This is a genomic window from Pseudomonas chaetocerotis (assembly GCF_015712105.2).
GTDB lineage: Bacteria > Pseudomonadota > Gammaproteobacteria > Pseudomonadales > Pseudomonadaceae > Aquipseudomonas > Aquipseudomonas chaetocerotis.
Genome location: NZ_JACFYX020000005.1, coordinates 199,325 through 215,506, shown reverse-complemented (window position 1 = coordinate 215,506; position 16,182 = coordinate 199,325). Strand labels below are relative to the sequence as shown.

17 protein-coding genes and 2 tRNA genes are annotated in these 16,182 nt (G+C 62.1%); 10 read left to right on the top strand and 9 right to left on the bottom strand.

The features are described 5' to 3' along the window. Window positions 1–53: 53 nt before the first annotated feature. Window positions 54–458: an anti-virulence regulator CigR family protein gene (locus tag H3221_RS11040; RefSeq protein WP_196475368.1), complete on the bottom strand. Its 405-nt coding sequence runs from the start codon at window positions 456–458 to the stop codon at window positions 54–56. A gap of 200 nt (window positions 459–658) precedes the next feature. Here H3221_RS11040 and H3221_RS11035 point away from each other — a divergent pair, with 200 nt between their 5' ends. After that, window positions 659–1,984: a DEAD/DEAH box helicase gene (locus tag H3221_RS11035; RefSeq protein ID WP_196475369.1), complete on the top strand. Its 1,326-nt coding sequence runs from the start codon at window positions 659–661 to the stop codon at window positions 1,982–1,984. 156 nt (window positions 1,985–2,140) lie between these two features. On the opposite strand, the gene H3221_RS11030 is transcribed toward H3221_RS11035, so the two are convergent. Together H3221_RS11030 and H3221_RS11025 are read right to left on the bottom strand one after the other, a co-directional pair. Beyond that, window positions 2,141–3,976, bottom strand: a complete 1,836-nt coding sequence (locus tag H3221_RS11030; RefSeq protein ID WP_196475370.1) for an ABC transporter ATP-binding protein — start codon at window positions 3,974–3,976, stop codon at window positions 2,141–2,143. A gap of 46 nt (window positions 3,977–4,022) precedes the next feature. Then, entirely contained in the window at window positions 4,023–5,087 is a 1,065-nt protein-coding gene (locus tag H3221_RS11025) for a metal-dependent hydrolase (protein WP_196475371.1), read from the bottom strand. A 131-nt stretch (window positions 5,088–5,218) separates the two neighbouring features. On the opposite strand from H3221_RS11025, the gene arfB reads away from it, so the two are divergent. Beyond that, complete coding sequence (gene arfB, locus H3221_RS11020; RefSeq protein ID WP_196475372.1) at window positions 5,219–5,632, top strand: alternative ribosome rescue aminoacyl-tRNA hydrolase ArfB; 414 nt, start codon at window positions 5,219–5,221, stop codon at window positions 5,630–5,632. Window positions 5,633–5,737: 105 nt separating this feature from the next. On the opposite strand, the gene H3221_RS11015 is transcribed toward arfB, so the two are convergent. Beyond that, window positions 5,738–6,202: a methylglyoxal synthase gene (locus H3221_RS11015; protein WP_196475373.1), complete on the bottom strand. Its 465-nt coding sequence runs from the start codon at window positions 6,200–6,202 to the stop codon at window positions 5,738–5,740. Window positions 6,203–6,215: 13 nt separating this feature from the next. Continuing rightward, window positions 6,216–7,217: a type I glyceraldehyde-3-phosphate dehydrogenase gene (gene gap / locus H3221_RS11010; protein ID WP_196475374.1), complete on the bottom strand. Its 1,002-nt coding sequence runs from the start codon at window positions 7,215–7,217 to the stop codon at window positions 6,216–6,218. 130 nt (window positions 7,218–7,347) lie between these two features. On the opposite strand from gap, the gene edd reads away from it, so the two are divergent. Beyond that, window positions 7,348–9,171, top strand: coding sequence for a phosphogluconate dehydratase (edd, locus tag H3221_RS11005; protein WP_196475375.1), 1,824 nt, complete (start codon window positions 7,348–7,350; stop codon window positions 9,169–9,171). Between the two features lie 80 nt (window positions 9,172–9,251). Here edd and rdgC read toward each other — a convergent pair whose 3' ends face one another. Together rdgC and H3221_RS25610 are read right to left on the bottom strand one after the other, a co-directional pair. Continuing rightward, the gene (gene rdgC / locus H3221_RS11000; protein ID WP_160020646.1) at window positions 9,252–10,172 is read right to left on the bottom strand and encodes a recombination-associated protein RdgC; all 921 of its coding nucleotides are present in this window, start codon (window positions 10,170–10,172) and stop codon (window positions 9,252–9,254) included. Then, the gene (locus H3221_RS25610) at window positions 10,159–10,290 is read right to left on the bottom strand and encodes a hypothetical protein (RefSeq protein WP_263482740.1); all 132 of its coding nucleotides are present in this window, start codon (window positions 10,288–10,290) and stop codon (window positions 10,159–10,161) included. The genes rdgC and H3221_RS25610 overlap by 14 nt, the downstream gene beginning before the upstream one ends. 186 nt (window positions 10,291–10,476) lie before the next feature. Here H3221_RS25610 and H3221_RS10995 point away from each other — a divergent pair. The 4 genes from H3221_RS10995 to H3221_RS10980 all read left to right on the top strand — a co-directional run bounded on the left by H3221_RS10995 (window position 10,477) and on the right by H3221_RS10980 (window position 12,326). Further along, a tRNA-Val gene (locus H3221_RS10995) sits at window positions 10,477–10,552 on the top strand. 15 nt (window positions 10,553–10,567) lie between these two features. Then, window positions 10,568–10,644, top strand: a tRNA-Asp gene (locus H3221_RS10990). Between the two features lie 186 nt (window positions 10,645–10,830). Next, window positions 10,831–11,547: an FKBP-type peptidyl-prolyl cis-trans isomerase gene (locus H3221_RS10985; protein ID WP_196475376.1), complete on the top strand. Its 717-nt coding sequence runs from the start codon at window positions 10,831–10,833 to the stop codon at window positions 11,545–11,547. A gap of 335 nt (window positions 11,548–11,882) precedes the next feature. Continuing rightward, the gene (locus H3221_RS10980) at window positions 11,883–12,326 is read left to right on the top strand and encodes a YkvA family protein (RefSeq protein ID WP_196475377.1); all 444 of its coding nucleotides are present in this window, start codon (window positions 11,883–11,885) and stop codon (window positions 12,324–12,326) included. On the opposite strand, the gene H3221_RS10975 is transcribed toward H3221_RS10980, so the two are convergent. Further along, complete coding sequence (locus H3221_RS10975; protein WP_224490549.1) at window positions 12,277–13,047, bottom strand: substrate-binding periplasmic protein; 771 nt, start codon at window positions 13,045–13,047, stop codon at window positions 12,277–12,279. The genes H3221_RS10980 and H3221_RS10975 overlap by 50 nt on opposite strands. A gap of 183 nt (window positions 13,048–13,230) precedes the next feature. On the opposite strand from H3221_RS10975, the gene H3221_RS10970 reads away from it, so the two are divergent. The 3 genes from H3221_RS10970 to H3221_RS10960 are packed head-to-tail and all read left to right on the top strand — an operon-like array spanning window position 13,231 to window position 14,394. Beyond that, window positions 13,231–13,554 carry a helix-turn-helix domain-containing protein gene (locus H3221_RS10970; RefSeq protein WP_196475378.1) on the top strand — a complete coding sequence of 108 codons (324 nt, stop codon included), beginning with the start codon at window positions 13,231–13,233 and terminating at the stop codon, window positions 13,552–13,554. Continuing rightward, entirely contained in the window at window positions 13,551–13,916 is a 366-nt protein-coding gene (locus tag H3221_RS10965; protein WP_074675518.1) for a hypothetical protein, read from the top strand. The genes H3221_RS10970 and H3221_RS10965 overlap by 4 nt, the downstream gene beginning before the upstream one ends. Further along, entirely contained in the window at window positions 13,909–14,394 is a 486-nt protein-coding gene (locus H3221_RS10960) for an SEL1-like repeat protein (protein ID WP_196475379.1), read from the top strand. Before H3221_RS10965 ends, H3221_RS10960 begins: the two co-directional genes overlap by 8 nt. Here the strand turns inward: H3221_RS10960 and H3221_RS10955 are convergent. After that, complete coding sequence (locus tag H3221_RS10955; RefSeq protein ID WP_196475380.1) at window positions 14,383–16,137, bottom strand: bifunctional diguanylate cyclase/phosphodiesterase; 1,755 nt, start codon at window positions 16,135–16,137, stop codon at window positions 14,383–14,385. The genes H3221_RS10960 and H3221_RS10955 overlap by 12 nt on opposite strands. Window positions 16,138–16,182: the final 45 nt, after the last annotated feature.

The window sequence follows — 16,182 nt, the reverse complement described above, 5'->3', positions numbered from 1 at the left end:
AGACAAGTTCGTCGCGCGCCGTACCGCTTGTCGGATGGCCGCGCGACAGTCTCTCAGTCGAGGACGTTGCGCAGAATTTCGTAGACGATCCCGGTCGCGATGGCGACCAGCACCACGTCACGGCCGATTTGCTTCCATTCGTAGCCCTCGTAATAGGGCAGGCGCGAGATCAGGCGGCTGTCGAAGTTCTTGGCGATACCTGGTGGCAGCGGTTTGCCGCGAGCCAGGTTCTTGGCGATGCCCGGTGGCAGGGAGGAGGTCGGACCGATCCACTGACGATTGTCGCCGAGGATGATGCGCACCCTTCCAACATCCACGGTCGGGCCGCGCAGATCGATCTGAACGCCATCATGCTGGCCCGGTTTGCCTTTGCCGTGAGGCGGGTTGGCAAGCGCTGGCGATGCGGCCAAAAGGACGCACAGGCCGATACTGAGAGTGGTCTGGGGTTTGATGGGCATGGGGTAGCGCTCTTCGGGTGGTGATGCAGATTGGATATCTGGCGAGCGGTCTCGGTTCCGGTCCGCTCCTGCCGTATAGCGACTTCAGGCAACCGTCCGTCGTCGCCTGAGCGCGAGTTTCATGCAAAGAAATTCGGCCCCGACGGCGGAAACCGTTAGGCTATGCATCGTTTTGTCGATTTCTTTGAGGTAGTGCCCCCGTGTTTGCCCAATTTGCCCTGCATGAACGCCTGCTGAAAGCCGTGGCCGAGCTTAATTTCGTCGAGCCAACTCCGGTGCAGGCGGCAGCGATTCCGCCTGCGCTGGAGGGCAAGGACCTGCGGGTGATCGCCCAGACCGGCAGTGGCAAGACCGCCGCTTTCGTCCTGCCGCTGCTCAATCGCCTGCTCGGTGATGGCAACTCGCAGCAGCGCGTGAGCATTCGTGCGCTGATCCTGCTACCGACCCGTGAGCTGGCCCAGCAGACGCTGAAGGAAGTCGAGCGCTTCGCCCAGTTCACCTTCCTCAAGGCCGGCCTGGTGACCGGTGGCGAGGACTTCAAGGTGCAAGCCGCGATGATGCGCAAGATCGATATCCTGATCGGCACGCCGGGCCGTCTGATCGAGCACGCCAACGCCGGCAACCTGCCGCTGAACGAAGTCGAGGTGCTGGTGTTCGACGAGGCCGACCGCATGCTCGACATGGGCTTCGCCGAAGACGCTCAGCGTCTGGCCGAGGCCTGCGGTCCGCATCAGACCCTGCTGTTCTCCGCCACCACCGGCGGTAACGGCCTGCGCGAGATGGTCGCCAAGGTGCTCAAGGATCCGCAGCACCTGATGCTCAACAGCGTCAGCCAGCTCAATGAAGGTACCCGTCAGCAGATCATCACGGCCGACCATAACTACCACAAGGAGCAACTGGTCGACTGGTTGCTGACCAACGAGGCCTATGACAAGGCCATCGTCTTCACCAACACCCGTGTGCAGGCCGATCGTCTCTACGGCAAGCTGGTGACCGCCGGGGTCAAGGCGTTCGTGCTGCATGGCGAGAAGGACCAGAAGGATCGCAAGCTGGCCATCGACCGCCTGCGCCAGGGTGCAGTCAAGGTCCTGGTGGCCACCGACGTGGCTGCACGCGGCCTGGACGTCGAAGGCCTGGACCTGGTGATCAACTTCGACATGCCGCGCTCAGGCGATGAGTACGTGCACCGTATCGGCCGTACTGGCCGCGCCGGGGGCGAAGGCCTGGCGGTATCGCTGATCTGCCACACCGACTGGAACCTGATGTCGAGCATCGAACGCTACCTCAAACAGCGTTTCGAGCGTCGCACCATCAAGGAGCTGAAAGGCATCTACCAGGGGCCGAAGAACCTCAAGGCGTCCGGCAAGGCTGCCGGCAGCAAGAAGAAAAAGACCGAGAAGAAAGACCCGAAGAAAGCCACCGCTTCCAAGCGCAAGACCGGCCCGCGTCCTGCTGGCAAACCGTCTGTGCTGGTCAGCGCCGATGGCAGCGCGCCGCTCAAGCGCAAGAAGCCGGCTGCTGAGTGATCTGTCCGGCTGACTAATGTTGCAGCCCGGAACCGTAGGGTGCGCCGTGCGCACCAGATCCCTTGGCCGCTTCCGGATACTCGGATTACGTCTGCGGCTAATCCGGGGCTACGGCTGATCCTCTCGGTGCGCACGGCGCACCCTACTGCGTGGTTTTCATTCCACCCCGACGAAACCACCGGTCTGATGCTGCCATAGGCGCGCATACAGGCCGCCGTGAGCGATCAGTTCGGCGTGGGTGCCGGTTTCGATGACCTGTCCCTGATCGATCACCACCAGGCGATCCATCCGTGCAATGGTGGACAAGCGGTGGGCGATGGCGATCACCGTCTTGCCTTCCATCAGGCTGTCCAGGCTTTCCTGAATGGCCGCTTCCACTTCCGAGTCCAGTGCCGAGGTGGCTTCGTCCAGCACCAGAATCGGCGCGTCCTTGAGCAGCACGCGAGCGATGGCAATGCGCTGACGCTGGCCACCTGACAGCTTCACGCCGCGCTCACCGACCTGAGCATCCATGCCGCGCCCGCCCTGGCTGTCATCAAGGGTGGGGATGAAGGTATCGGCGCGGGCCTTGCGTACTGCTTGCCAGAGTTCGTCGTCGCTGGCGCCGGGTTTGCCGTAGCGCAGGTTGTCACGGATCGAGCGGTGCAGCAGGGCGGTGTCCTGGGTCACCACGCCGATGTTGGCGCGCAGGCTTTCCTGGGTCACCGTGGCGATGTCCTGATCGTCGATCAGGATGCGCCCGCTTTCCAGGTCGTACAGCCGCAGCAGCAGGTTGACCAGGGTCGACTTGCCGGCACCGGATGGGCCGACCAGGCCGATTTTCTCGCCGGGTGCAATGGCGATGTCCAGGCCGCTGATCACGCCGCCCTTCTTGCCATAGTGGAAGTGGATGTCCGCGAAACGCACGCTGCCTTGCGTCACCTGCAGCGGCTTGGCATCTGCGTGGTCGAGCACCAGGCGTGGCTGAACGATGCTCTGCATGCCGTCCTGCACGGTGCCGACGTTCTCGAAGATGCCGTTGACCACCCACATGATCCATTCGGCCATGTTGTTGATGCGGATCACCAGGCCCAGCGCCAGAGCGATGGCGCCGGTGGTGATCAGCGACTGGCTCCACAGCCACAGGGCCAGGGCGCCAGTGCCGACGATCAGTACGCCGTTGAGGCAGGTGATGAGAAAGTCCAGGGCGGTGATGGTGCGCGACTGCAGGCGGAATTTCTCGAGCAAGTCTTGCATGGCTTCGCGGGCGTAGCTTTCCTCTTCCTGCGAGTGGGCGAACAGCTTGAGCGTGGCGATGTTGCTGTAACCATCGACCACGCGCCCCATGACCTTGGAGCGCGCCGAGGAAGCGGCGGCCGAGCGCGCCTTGATGCGCGGCACGAAGTACCAGAGCGCTGCGCTGTAACCGACTATCCACAACGACAGCGGCACCACCAGGCGCAGATCGGCGGCAGCGAACAGATACAGCGCGCTGCCGGCGTAGACCACCACATGCCACAGCGCATCGATCACCTGCATGGCCGAGTCGCGCAGCGAGGGGCCGGTCTGCATCACGCGCTGAGCGATGCGGCCGGCGAAGTCGTTCTGGAAGAAGCTCAGGCTCTGCTTGAGCACGTAGCGGTGGTTCTGCCAGCGGATCAGGTTGGTCAGGCCCGGATTGACTGCCTGGTGCGTGAGCAGATTGTGCAGGCCGAACACCACGGGGCGGATGACCAGTGCCACCAGCACCATCCACAGCAGCGCGTTCTGGTGCTCGCTGAAGAAGCTGCTGGCATCCGTGCTGGCCTGGGCCATGTCGATCAATTGACCGAGGAAGCTGAACAGCGCGACCTCGATCAGGGCGGCGAAGAAGCCGATGATCAGCACCGCCAGCATCAGCGGCCACACCTGTTTCAGGTAGTGGCCGTAGAAGCGCAGCATGCCAGTTGGCGGGGCGACGTCGGAGCTTGGTTTGAAGACGTCGATCAGGGACTCGAAGCGGCGAAACAGCATTGCAGGCGTCCTGCCTCAATAGGATGGGACGCCGATAGTAACGCTGTCAGTGCGAGCGGGTCTCAGTTAAAAGTGGTTTCTGCAACTCGCCGGCCCAGGCCAGCAGTGGAACCTTCAGTTCGGGTTGCCAGATGCGCTTGAACAGCAGAGCCAGGTGTTCGGCCTCGCCGCGCTCGAAGGGCAGGCGGTCGATGCGCTCATGCACGTGCCACTGACCGTCCTGCAGGCGGGCAAAATCGAAGCGGAAGGGATGAAAGCCGGTCATGCCCAGGCGCAGATCGGTGACGATCAAGCGATCACCCACCTGGTCGTAGCGCAGCACGCCGCCAGTGAACCACTCCAGTCGCTGGTGCATGGACGAGTCCGTCAGTTGCTCGCGCAGGTGCGTGCCGCGCGGCAGGCGTTGCAGTTGCGGCGCCTCGTCATCGAACCAGCCGACCAGTGCTTCGTGATAGTCCTCGCCATCGAGCACGATGACGCGCCACAGCAGCGTGTTGAGCGGCGTCGGCGTAGTGAACAGCTGTTCGGCCTGGATGCCCTGGCGCGCCAGTTGGTGCTCCACGCGCTGCTCGGCCATGAATTTGCCGGTCAGGCTGAAGCCGATGTACAGCGTCGATACGGCCAGCGCCACGGCCGGTACACGCCAACTCTGCTCGCGCAGCCCGGTGAACAGGCTGATCAACACCGCTGCGATCAGCGGCACGGTATACAGCGGATCGATGATGAACAGGCTGGACCAGGCAGTGGGCGTTGGCATCAGCGGCCAGAACAACTGGGTGCCATAGCTGGTGAAAGCGTCAAGCAGCGGATGGGTGATCAGCACCAGCCACAATGTCAGCAGCAGGCGATTGGCCGAGTAGCCGGGGTGAGGGCGAAAGCGCCTGGCCAGCCAGGTCAGCAGCAGGGCAACGCCGCTGAGGACGAACAGCGAATGGCTGAAGCCGCGGTGGTAGGTCATGTTGGCCACGGCATCGCCGTATTCCATGACCACGTCCAGATCGGGAACGGTAGCGAGCATCGCGCCGTAGAGCAGAGCTTTGCGGCCCTGCCAGCGACCGAGCAACGCGCCCTGGATGCTGGCGCCGAGTACCGCCTGGGTTATGGAGTCCATCGAGTGCTTCCGGAAAAAGTCTGGCCGCTACGTTAGCCGAGGTGTCGAGCGAATGCCGTGGGGAAATTTCAAGCAAAGATTACAGCTGCGGCGGGTATCCTGATGTCCATGCCTTTCAAGAAATCACGGCCATGCTGATCGTCTCCAACAGTATTCACCTTCCCGATGATGAAATCGAACTGACCGCCATCCGTGCCCAGGGCGCCGGCGGGCAGAACGTCAACAAGGTATCCAGTGCGGTGCATCTGCGCTTCGACAGCCAGGCGTCGTCGCTGCCACCGTTCTACAAGGAGCGCCTGCTGGCGCTCGCTGACAGTCGTATCACCGCTGATGGCGTGGTGATCATCAAGGCGCAGCAGTATCGAACCCAGGAGCAGAATCGCGCTGACGCTCTCGAACGTCTTGTCGAGCTGATCCGCAGCGCCGGCAAGGTGGAAAAGAAGCGTCGCCCGACCAAGCCGACCCTGGGTTCGAAAAAGCGCCGCCTGGACGGCAAGAGCAAGCGTGGGGTGATCAAGGCGGGACGGGGCAGGGTGGATTTCTAGTGGCGCGTCAGCAGTCAGGTGCCGCAGAGGATGACAGCGGCTTTGCGTAGGGTGCGCCGCGCGCGTCGGCTTTGGTGCGCATGACCTAGGCGGCCCCGCGACACCCTATCCGCGTGCCGCCAGGTAGGCCTGGTAATCGGGAATGCGATACTCATGCTGTTGCTCCAGCAGGCTGCTGCTGAGCAGGTAGTCGGCGCTGCTCTCGTTGCAGGCGACCGGGATGTTCCACACTGCTGCGACGCGTAGCAGGGCCTTGATGTCCGGGTCGTGTGGCTGCGGCTCGAAGGGGTCCCAGAAGAACACCAGCATGTCCACGCGCTGTTCGGCGATGCGCGCGCCGATCTGCTGGTCGCCGCCCAGCGGGCCGCTGATCATGCTCTCTACCGGCAAACCCAGGCGCTTGCTCAAAAGCAGGCCGGTGGTGCCAGTGGCCAGCAGTTGATGGTTGGCCAGCCGCTCGCGCTGGCGTTCGCACCAATCCAGCAGGAAGCCTTTGCAGTGATCGTGCGCCACCAGGGCGATACGTTTGCGCGACGGCAACTGGGCGCTGGTGAAACTGATACGGCTCATCGAGCCTCCTCGTTCAATGCAGGCGGGCCAGGACCAGGCAGTTGTCCAGCATGCGGTTGGAGAAACCCCATTCGTTGTCATACCAGGCCATTACCTTGAGCAGCTTGCCGCTGACCTTGGTGTGGTTGGCGTCGAAGATCGATGACAGCGGGTTGTGGTTGAAATCGCAGGACACCAGCGGCAGCGCGTTGTAGCCCAGCACCGGGGACTTCTCGCTGGCGGCCTTGAGTAGGGCGTTGACTTCCTCGGCAGTGGTCTCGCGCTTGACCTGTAGAGTCAGGTCGACCAGGGACACGTTGATCACCGGCACCCGCACGGCCATGCCGGTGAGCTTGCCGGCCAGCTCCGGCAATACCAGGCCGACCGCTTCTGCGGCGCCGGTCTTGGTCGGGATCATTGACTGGGTCGCCGAACGCGCACGGTACAAATCGCTGTGGTAAACGTCCGAAAGGTTCTGGTCATTGGTGTAGGCGTGAATGGTGGTCATCAGCCCCTGTTCGATGCCCAGCTCGCGATGCAGCACCTGCGCCACCGGCGCCAGGCAGTTGGTGGTGCAGGACGCGTTGGAGATGATCTGCATGTCAGGCGTCAGCACCTGTTCGTTGACGCCATACACCACGGTGGCATCGGCGCCTTTGGCGGGCGCGGAGATGAGCACCTTGCGTGCGCCGGCTGCGAGATGCGCAGCGGCCTTGTCGCGTTCGGTGAATAGCCCGGTGCATTCGAGCACCACATCGACCTGATGGGTCTTCCAGGGTAGTTCGGCCGGATTGCGAATGGCGCTGACGGCGATGCGATCACCCCTGATCCACAGGCTTTCGCCGTCCACTTTAACTTCCTCGGGGAAATGGCCGTGGACGCTGTCATATTGCAGCAGGTGGGCATTGATCGCGCTGTCGCCCAGATCGTTGATCGCCACGACCTGCAGGTGCTGGCGATAATTCTGGGTATAGAGTGCGCGTAGCACGTTGCGCCCGATACGGCCGAAGCCATTGATGGCGATTCGTAGAGTCATGGTGAGGGTCTCGTCAAATTGTTGTTGTAATTACAAGATTATTCCCATTGCTCTAGAAATCAAGCCCGCTGAGTGGCAGTATTTTGTTGTAAATACGAACAGACGCTAGAATCTAGCCTGGAGATTCCACATGCATCCCCGCGTTGTTGAAGTTACCGAACGGCTTGTCGAGCGCAGTCGCGCCACGCGCCAGCGCTACCTTGAGATGATTCGTGCGGCTGCCAGCGAGGGGCCGCAACGTGGCAAGCTGCAGTGCGCCAACTTCGCTCACGGTGTAGCGGGTTGCAGTGGTCACGACAAGCAGACCCTGCGGCTGATGGATGCGGCGAACGTGGCCATCGTGTCTGCTTACAACGACATGCTGTCGGCCCATCAGCCCTACGAAACCTTTCCCGAACAGATCAAGCAGGCCCTGCGCGAGATGGGCTCGGTGGGCCAGTTCGCCGGTGGCGTGCCAGCCATGTGCGATGGCGTCACGCAGGGTGAGCCGGGCATGGAGCTGGGGATTGCCAGCCGTGAGGTGATCGCCATGGCCAGCGCCGTGGCGCTGTCGCACAACATGTTCGACGCGGCGCTGTACCTGGGTGTGTGCGACAAGATCGTCCCGGGGCTGGTGATGGGGGCGCTGCGTTTCGGTCATCTGCCGTCCATGTTCGTGCCGGCAGGGCCAATGACCTCGGGGTTATCCAACAAGGAGAAAGCCGATGTGCGCCAGCGTTACGCCGAGGGCAAGGCGACCCGTGACGAGCTGCTGGCTGCGGAAATGGCCGCTTACCACGGGCCGGGAACCTGCACCTTTTACGGCACGGCCAATACCAACCAGTTGCTGATGGAAGTGATGGGCCTGCACCTGCCGGGAGCTTCCTTCATCAATCCGGGTACGCCGCTGCGTGATGCGCTGACCCGTGAAGCCGCGCAGCAGGTCACGCGCCTGACCAGGCAGAGTGGCCAGTTCATGCCCATCGGCGAGATCGTCGACGAGCGTTGCCTGGTCAACTCCATCGTTGCGCTGCATGCCACGGGTGGTTCCACCAACCACACCCTGCACATGCCGGCCATCGCCCGTGCCGCCGGCATTCTGCTGACCTGGCAGGACATGGCCGATCTGTCCGAGGTGGTGCCGACCCTGGCGCACGTCTATCCCAACGGCAAGGCCGACATCAATCACTTCCAGGCCGCAGGCGGCATGGCCTTCCTGATTCGTGAGCTGCTCGACGCCGGGTTGCTGCATGAAGAGGTCAACACCGTGGCCGGGCGCGGGCTGTCGCGTTACACCCGCGAGCCCTTCCTGGAAGAGGGCAAGCTGGTCTGGCGCGACGGTCCGACCGAAAGCCTGGAGGAGAGCGTACTGCGTCCCGTGGCGCGGCCGTTCTCGGCTGAGGGGGGGCTGCGCCTGATGCAGGGCAACCTGGGGCGTGGGGTGATGAAGGTGTCTGCGGTGGCGCCCGAGCATCAGGTGGTGCAAGCGCCGGCGCTGGTGTTCGAGGATCAGCTGGATCTGGTCGAAGCCTTCAAGGCCGGCAAGCTGGAGCGCGATTTCGTCGCCGTGGTGCGTTTTCAGGGGCCGCGCAGCAATGGTATGCCGGAACTGCACAAGATGACGCCTTATCTCGGTGTGTTGCAGGATCGCGGTTTCAAGGTGGCGCTGGTAACCGATGGGCGCATGTCCGGTGCTTCAGGCAAGATCCCGGCGGCCATTCATGTGTGCCCGGAGGCATTCGATGGCGGGCCGTTGGCGCGGGTGTGCGATGGCGATCTGATACGCCTCGATGGTCTGACGGGAGAATTGCTGCTGCAGGTCGACGATGCCGAATTCGCAGCGCGCGAGCCGGCTGCGCGGCCTGCTCAGGCAATGGGTTGTGGGCGTGAGCTGTTCGCCTTCATGCGCCACAACTTCAGTTCGGCCGAGAAGGGTGCCAGTGCCTTTACCGAGAGTCTCGAGTCACTGATCTGAGGGGGAGGGTGGACAACGCGAAGCTTGTCCACCGTCTGTCCGAATGGTGGATGAAAAAAGCGTCATCCACCCAGGGGGCATCAGATGCCCTGCGGAATCTCTTCGCCGCCCAGTGCGGTGAACAGCTCCGGCAAGAACTCCACCAGCGTCATCATCATCAGGATGAAGCTGGCGTCCTGCTGAGCCAGGGCATCGTCACCGCCGTCCTGTTCGGCCTGCTCCTGCAGCACGTCTTCGAAACGCAGACGCTTGATGGTCAGCTTGTCGTCGAGCACGAACGACAGCTTGTCCTGCCAGGCCAGTGACAGCTGGGTGACCTGCTTGCCGGTGGACAGGTGCAGCTGGATTTCCTCGCTGGTCAGGTCCTGGCGCTTGCAGCGCACCACGCCGCCGTCCTCGTGGGTGTCGCGCAGCTCGCACTCGTCGAGTACGAAGAAGCCTTCGGCAGCGCTCTGATTCTTCAACCAGTCGGTGAGGGTGGCAGTCGGTGCGATCTTCACCGACAGCGGGCGTACTGGCAGCGAACCGATGGCTTCACGCAGTGTGGAGAGCAAGTCTTCGGCCTTCTTGGCGCTGGCGCTGTCGACCAGGATCAGACCCTGCTTCGGCGCGATGGCAGCGAAGGTGCCGGATTTGCGGATGAAGGCGCGCGGCAGGAAGGCCTGGACGATTTCGTCTTTGATCTGGTCGCGCTCTTTCTTGTACACCTTGCGCATCTGGGTGTTTTCGATTTCGTCGACCTTCTCCTTCAGCGCATCGCGCACCACCGAGCCCGGCAGAATGCGCTCTTCCTTGCGTGCGCCGATCAGCAGGAAGTCCCCGCTGACATGCACCAGCGGAGCATCGGCGCCCTTGCCGAAGGGCGCGTTGAAACCGTAGGTGGTCAGCTCCTGGCTGGCGCAGGGACGTGCCGGCTTGCTGGCCAGTGCGGTTTCCAGTGCTTCGGCGTCGAAAGGAATGTCCTGGGTGAGACGGTAGACCAGCAGGTTACGAAACCACATGAGCGGGTGATTCTCCATTGATGATGAAGTCGAGGGTTGGCGCCATCCTCGGGCTCTCCCGTTCGGGAAAGCCGGCGCGCAGCGACGGATGAAGGTGGCGGGCCATCAACAGGATCATGATCGGTCCGCCGGCACAGAGCGCGCATTATTCTCCGCTGGCGTGCTCAGGCCAACCCTGACAACGAGCCGCTGAGGAAATTCGCTGGTCTCGCCTAAGTTCTTGCTGCGGCGATAAATTTTTTTGTGAAGAGGGCTTGCCAAGGTCGGGATCGCTCTCTAGAATGCGCCCCACTTCGAGAGTGAAGGGTGATTAGCTCAGCCGGGAGAGCATCTGCCTTACAAGCAGAGGGTCGGCGGTTCGATCCCGTCATCACCCACCAATCTCGCAGTTACGCGCAGCGGTAGTTCAGTCGGTTAGAATACCGGCCTGTCACGCCGGGGGTCGCGGGTTCGAGTCCCGTCCGCTGCGCCATTCTTACCTCGCTTCATCCCCTCCTGTGACAACGCCTCGGCATACGCCGAAATCTTCGAAAAAATCCTTTGTTTGCTTGAACTTATGCGCATTGCTCGGCTCCTATGCCGTAGCCAGTGATTGCGGCGTACTGCTAAGCTCGCGCTTTCACACGACGGCCTTCGGGCGCATCTACAAGGAACAAGCATGAAACAGCATCGTTTGGCGGCAGCGGTTGCCCTGGTGGGCCTGGTGCTTGCCGGTTGCGATTCGCAAACCAGCGAAGTCGAACTCAAGAGCCCGGCGCAGAAAGCCTCCTACGGCATTGGCCTCAACATGGGGCGCAGTCTGTCCGAAGAAGGCATGGATGACCTGGATTCCAAGGCCGTCGCTCAGGGTATCGAGGATGCGCTGGCGAAGAAGGAGCCGCGCATCAAGGACGAAGAGATGGTCGAGGCCTTCTCCTTCCTGCAAAACCGTGCTGAAGAGCGCATGACTGCGCTGAACAAGGAAGCCGCTGAAGCCGGCAAGAAGTTCCTTGAAGAGAACGGCAAGCGTGAAGGGGTGGTGACCACCGCTTCCGGCCTGCAGTACGAAGTGGTCAAGAAGGCCGACGGCGCGCAGCCGAAGGAAAGCGACGTGGTGACCGTTCACTACGAAGGCAAACTGACCGATGGCAGCGTCTTCGACAGCTCCGTCGCGCGTGGTAGTCCCATCGATCTGCCGGTCGGCGGCGTGATCCCGGGCTGGGTCGAAGGCCTGCAACTGATGCATGTCGGTGAGAAGTACAAGTTGTACATCCCCAGCGAGCTGGCTTACGGCGAGCAGAGCCCGTCCCCGGCGATTCCGGCCAACTCGGTACTGGTATTCGACCTGGAACTGATCGCCATCAAGGATCAGGCAGCCGAGCCGACCGAGCAGTAACACTCGGTACTCGTTTACAGCGCCCCGTCTTGACGGGGCGCTGTCGTTTCTGGGGGTTGTAAACAAGGATGTGGAGATCAGGGTGTTACGCTTATGCACATCTCGGGAAACATTCCTAACAAATCTGGGCTACAACTGAGTCATGCTTGTGTCAATCAGCAACCTATTGATTTTCATAGATTTTATATGCTGTATAAAAAATATCCGATCTAAGTCCAGGCCCCATGCCACGGGGCTTTGATAAGCTTGTCGAAAGACTTTGCACAGATTTATCCACAGCTTCGGTGGATAAGCGAGGCAAGCCCTGATACTGCCTGGCTTGCCGAGGAGGCCGAATGAAAACTTCCTGGAAACTGACGCGTTACCTGCCGCTGGCGGCCCGCTTTCTGCGTGAAGGCCGGTTGCCGGAGTTGCTCCGCGCGCTGGCTGACAAGCGCACGCCCCAAGGACAACGCTTCGCTGCTCTCAAAGAGGACCTGCAGCTGCTGCGTGCACTCAGTCTGGCCTGGTTCAAGGGTGAGTACCGGCAGATCAGCAGTCAGGCGCTGTTGATGGTGGTGGCTGCACTGCTGTACTTCCTTACCCCGTTGGATGCCGTTCCCGACTGGCTGGTCGGCGTTGGTTTCGTCGATGACCTCGCCGTGCTGGCCTGGGTAATGCGCACCTGGCATGGCGAGCTCGAAGCCTTCAGGGCCTGGCGCGACCAACAAAGCCCGGAGCGTTTGGCGCTCATCGAGCAACTGCCGACAGCGGAGCGGGTCGATCCGCTGCACTCCTGACGGCTTCATCCAGCCATTGGTCGATCATGCGTTCATCACGCAGCTCCAGCAGTAAGGCGTCCAGTCGTTCTGCCGGGATGGGCAGGTGGCTGCTGTAGGCACAGTAGACCTCATAGCGCTGCACCACCCAGGGACTGAAGTGCAGCTGCATCTGTGGATGCTGAGCGAGCTTGTAGGCCAGGTTGCGCTGCATGTCGATCACCGCGTCCAGGCGCTGCCTGTCGAGCATGTGCAGGCTGGTATCCAGGTCGCGTACGTCCTGCCTGGCGACCTTGCCAGTGCTGAATGCGGTCATCAGGGGCTGGCTATATATGTAGCCGAGGCTGGTACCAAGCACCTTGCCGTAAAGACTGGCAAGGCTGGTCAGCTCCGGTTGGTCCGTGCGCTGCAGCAGGGCGTCCTGTTCGTCATAAAGTGCCGGTGACCAGTGATACTGTTGCGGCTGGCTGACCCATTCGGGGTTGGTGTTGCAGATCAGGTGCAGGCGGCCCTGTTGCAGGTAGGGCTCAAGCCGGTTGTTGGGTGTTTCGAGAAACTCAACGGGCAGGCCGAAGCGTTTGCTTATTTGCTGGCTGACTTGATAGGCCAGCCCATGTTCCACGTGCTGTTGTTCCAGGCCCACATAGGGCATGGAGTCGGCTGGGCCGTAACCCCACATCAGGCTTTCGGCGCTACAGAAGTTGCTCAGCAACCCGAGCGACAATGCGCATGATCTTCTCAAGGCGACTCCCCACGCAAGTTTACGGGGTCGTTTCCGCACAGATATGGCTGGCGCCGTAGTGTTGGAACCGTGCTTGATGCCCCGGCAGTATAGAGCACGCCTCAGGCGCCACACGCCTGTTAAGATGGCCGCGTGCAAGGAAGGGGTCGAGGTTGTCGGCCCTGCTTTCCAACGGAGAGACTCATGAGTGTGCAAATCATTGCCCGTGATGGCGAACCGGAATATGCGGTGCTGCCGTGGGCCGAGTATCAGGCCCTGTTGCAGGCCGCAGGTCATCAGCCGGCGGCACAGGCCAGCGCCGTTGAACAGCCGGTCGAGGCCAGGCGGCCAGCGCTCGGTCAGCTGCGCGCGCTGCGTGAGGCCAAGGGGTTGGCAGCAGAGAGTCTGGCGCGTAGCGTCGGGATCAGCCCGCACTACCTGGCGATGATCGAGAGCGGCGAGCGCCAACCCGATGCCGCGATTCTACGTTCGCTGGCCTGGGAGCTGGGTTTGGAGGGCTGGTCTTGAGCGTACGTATCAGCCGTCAACACTGGCAGGCACTGCTGACGGAGCTTGACGACGCTCGCCGTCAGCGTCATCTACTGACCTACCGCGCGCTGATCGAGCGTCTCGATCTACCCACGCCGGCCATGCAGACGCTGACCGCTGCACTGGAGCATCTGGCGGCACTGGATGCCCGCGCTGAGCGCCCGCTGCGCAGCGCGCTGGTGATCAGCCAGGGCGCCAGTCGCCTGCCGCGTACCGGATTCTTCGACTGCGTGACGAGCCTGGGACGCTTCAGTGGCGCTTCCGATGGCGTGGCGGCTGCATCCTGGCATGCTGCCGAGGTGGTCAGGGTGTTCGAGTTCGATTACCCCGCCGATGTCTAGGTGGCTCTGGCAGTTACGCGCACGCCTGGGCTACTGGCTGGCCCGACGTCTGTTTCATTTACCTGCGGCGCTGCGTCAGCCACGTTTGTGGCAATGGATGCAGGGCCAATACGGACGTATGGCCAATCTCGGTGACAGCACGGCGCAGAGCTTTTACGGCCATATTCTGCTGTTCAGGGGGCAGGGCCTCGGTGCGCGCGAGGAAGGGTTGAGGTTGTTACGCCTGGCTGCCAATGGCGGTGACGGCAAGGCCGCCTATCAACTGGGTGTGCTGGCCTTGCAGGGCGATACCAGGCATGCGCCGGATGCCGCGCAAGCAGTCCGTTGGTGGGAAATGGCACTGGCTGCCGGCCATCCTCTGGCTGCCAGCCGTCTGAGTCAGCTCTATCGCGATGGCGCTGCCGGGCTGGACGCAGACCTGCAAGTCGCCGAGCGCTATGCCGCCATGGCGGATGAGGCTACTCGCTCAGGCCGTTGAGCCTTCTAGGATATGCAGGCTGTAGCCAGGCACGGCCTTGGCCTGACGCTTGGCTTCAGAGGCCATTTCGGCCAGGCGCGAGGCATCTAGCTGGGCGCAATCTTGCGCTTTTACGTGCACCACGCCGATCGAAAGCGACAGCAGCGCATATTCCTGGCGTTGCCCGTGGCGGTTGTGGGCGATGAAGCAGCCGGCCTGAAGATGCTCGTCGCGATAAAAGCGTCGGCACTGATTCTGGAAATCCTCGACCAGCTTGCCGAGCTTTTCGCGCCAGTCTGGCGAGCCGAGCACCAGCATGAAGTCATCACCGCCGATATGCCCGACGAAATCGCGGGCCGGATCGACCCGATCATTCAGGCACTGCGCCAGGCACAGCAGCACCTCGTCGCCCTTGGCGTAGCCGTAGAGGTCGTTGAAGGGTTTGAAGCTGTCGAGATCCACATAGCACACCGCAGCTTCGCGCTGCTGTTGTAGCAGGCGGCCAAGGCATTGCTGGATCGGTACGTTACCCGGCAGCAGCGTAAGCGGATTGGCGTGACGGGCCTGCTGCAGCTTCTGCTCGGTGATCAGCTTGAGGACGTCAATCACCCTGCCCAGGCCCAGGTAGCGACCGTTCTGGATGATGATGAAGTCTTCCTCGATGCGCTGGCGCGCGCGGCTGGTGAGCAGGCGACTGACCTTCTGCAGGGACTGCGTCAGTTCCACAGCGAGAAAGTCCTGGCTCATCAGGCGGCTGATGGGTTTGCGCGCGAACAGGTCGGTGGCGAAGGGCTTGAGCAGCGCTTCGGACAGCGAGTGACGGTGGACGATACCGACCGGTTGGTGCTGCGTGTCCAGTACGGCCAGGGAGTTCAGGTTGGCCTGGGCACGAAATACGTCCAGCACTTCAGCGATGGCCGTGTGCTGATCGACCGCGGGCTGGTCGTTGAGCAGGGCGCTGAGGTCATGGTTATCCTCACTGAGACTGACCTGATTGCTCAGGACCTGAGGCAGCAGTTGGCGTGCATCGCGTGGCGGCTTTTCCTGGGGCCTGCTGAGCAGGTAACCCTGCACCAGGTCGACACCCATCTCTGCCAGTACGGCCAGCTCTTCGGGCAGTTCGATGCCTTCAGCTATCACTTGAGCCCGCGAGGCTTCGGCCATCTTCAGGATTGAGCCGACGAACTCGCGTTTCACCCCATCCTGATGGATGCCGTCGATGAAATGGCGGTCGATCTTCACGTAGTCCGGGCGCAGTTCCGACCACAGACGCAGGCTGGAATAGCCCGCGCCGAGGTCATCCAGGGCAATCGAGAAGCCCATGGCGCGATAGTGATGCAGCGCATTGTCGAGCAGGGCGAAGTCTTCAGTGGGCGATTGTTCGGTGAGTTCGATCACCACCTGGCTCGGTGGGATACCGTAAGCCTGCAGCAGTTTTAGGGTACGCCCTGGTTGGTGGCTGGGGTCCAGCAGCGACTCCGGCGAGACGTTGAGAAACAGTTTGCCCTCCAGCCCCATTGAGCTGAAGCCCTTGCAGGCGCTCTTGCGGCACGCCATTTCCAGCTCGCTCAGACGTCCTGCGTGACGGGCGACGGCGAACAGCGTCAACGGCGAGTGCAGTGGACTGTTGGAGGGGCCACGGGTCAGTGCCTCATAGCCGAGAATGCGCTGTTCGGACAGCGAGACGATAGGCTGGAACAGGCTGCTGAGGTCGCCGTGAGCGAGGATATTTCCCAGTGCGCTCAACTGCTCGGTGACGGTCATGATTTGCTCGATCTGCCGGAAACGAAAGGGCCGGCTTATGGCCGG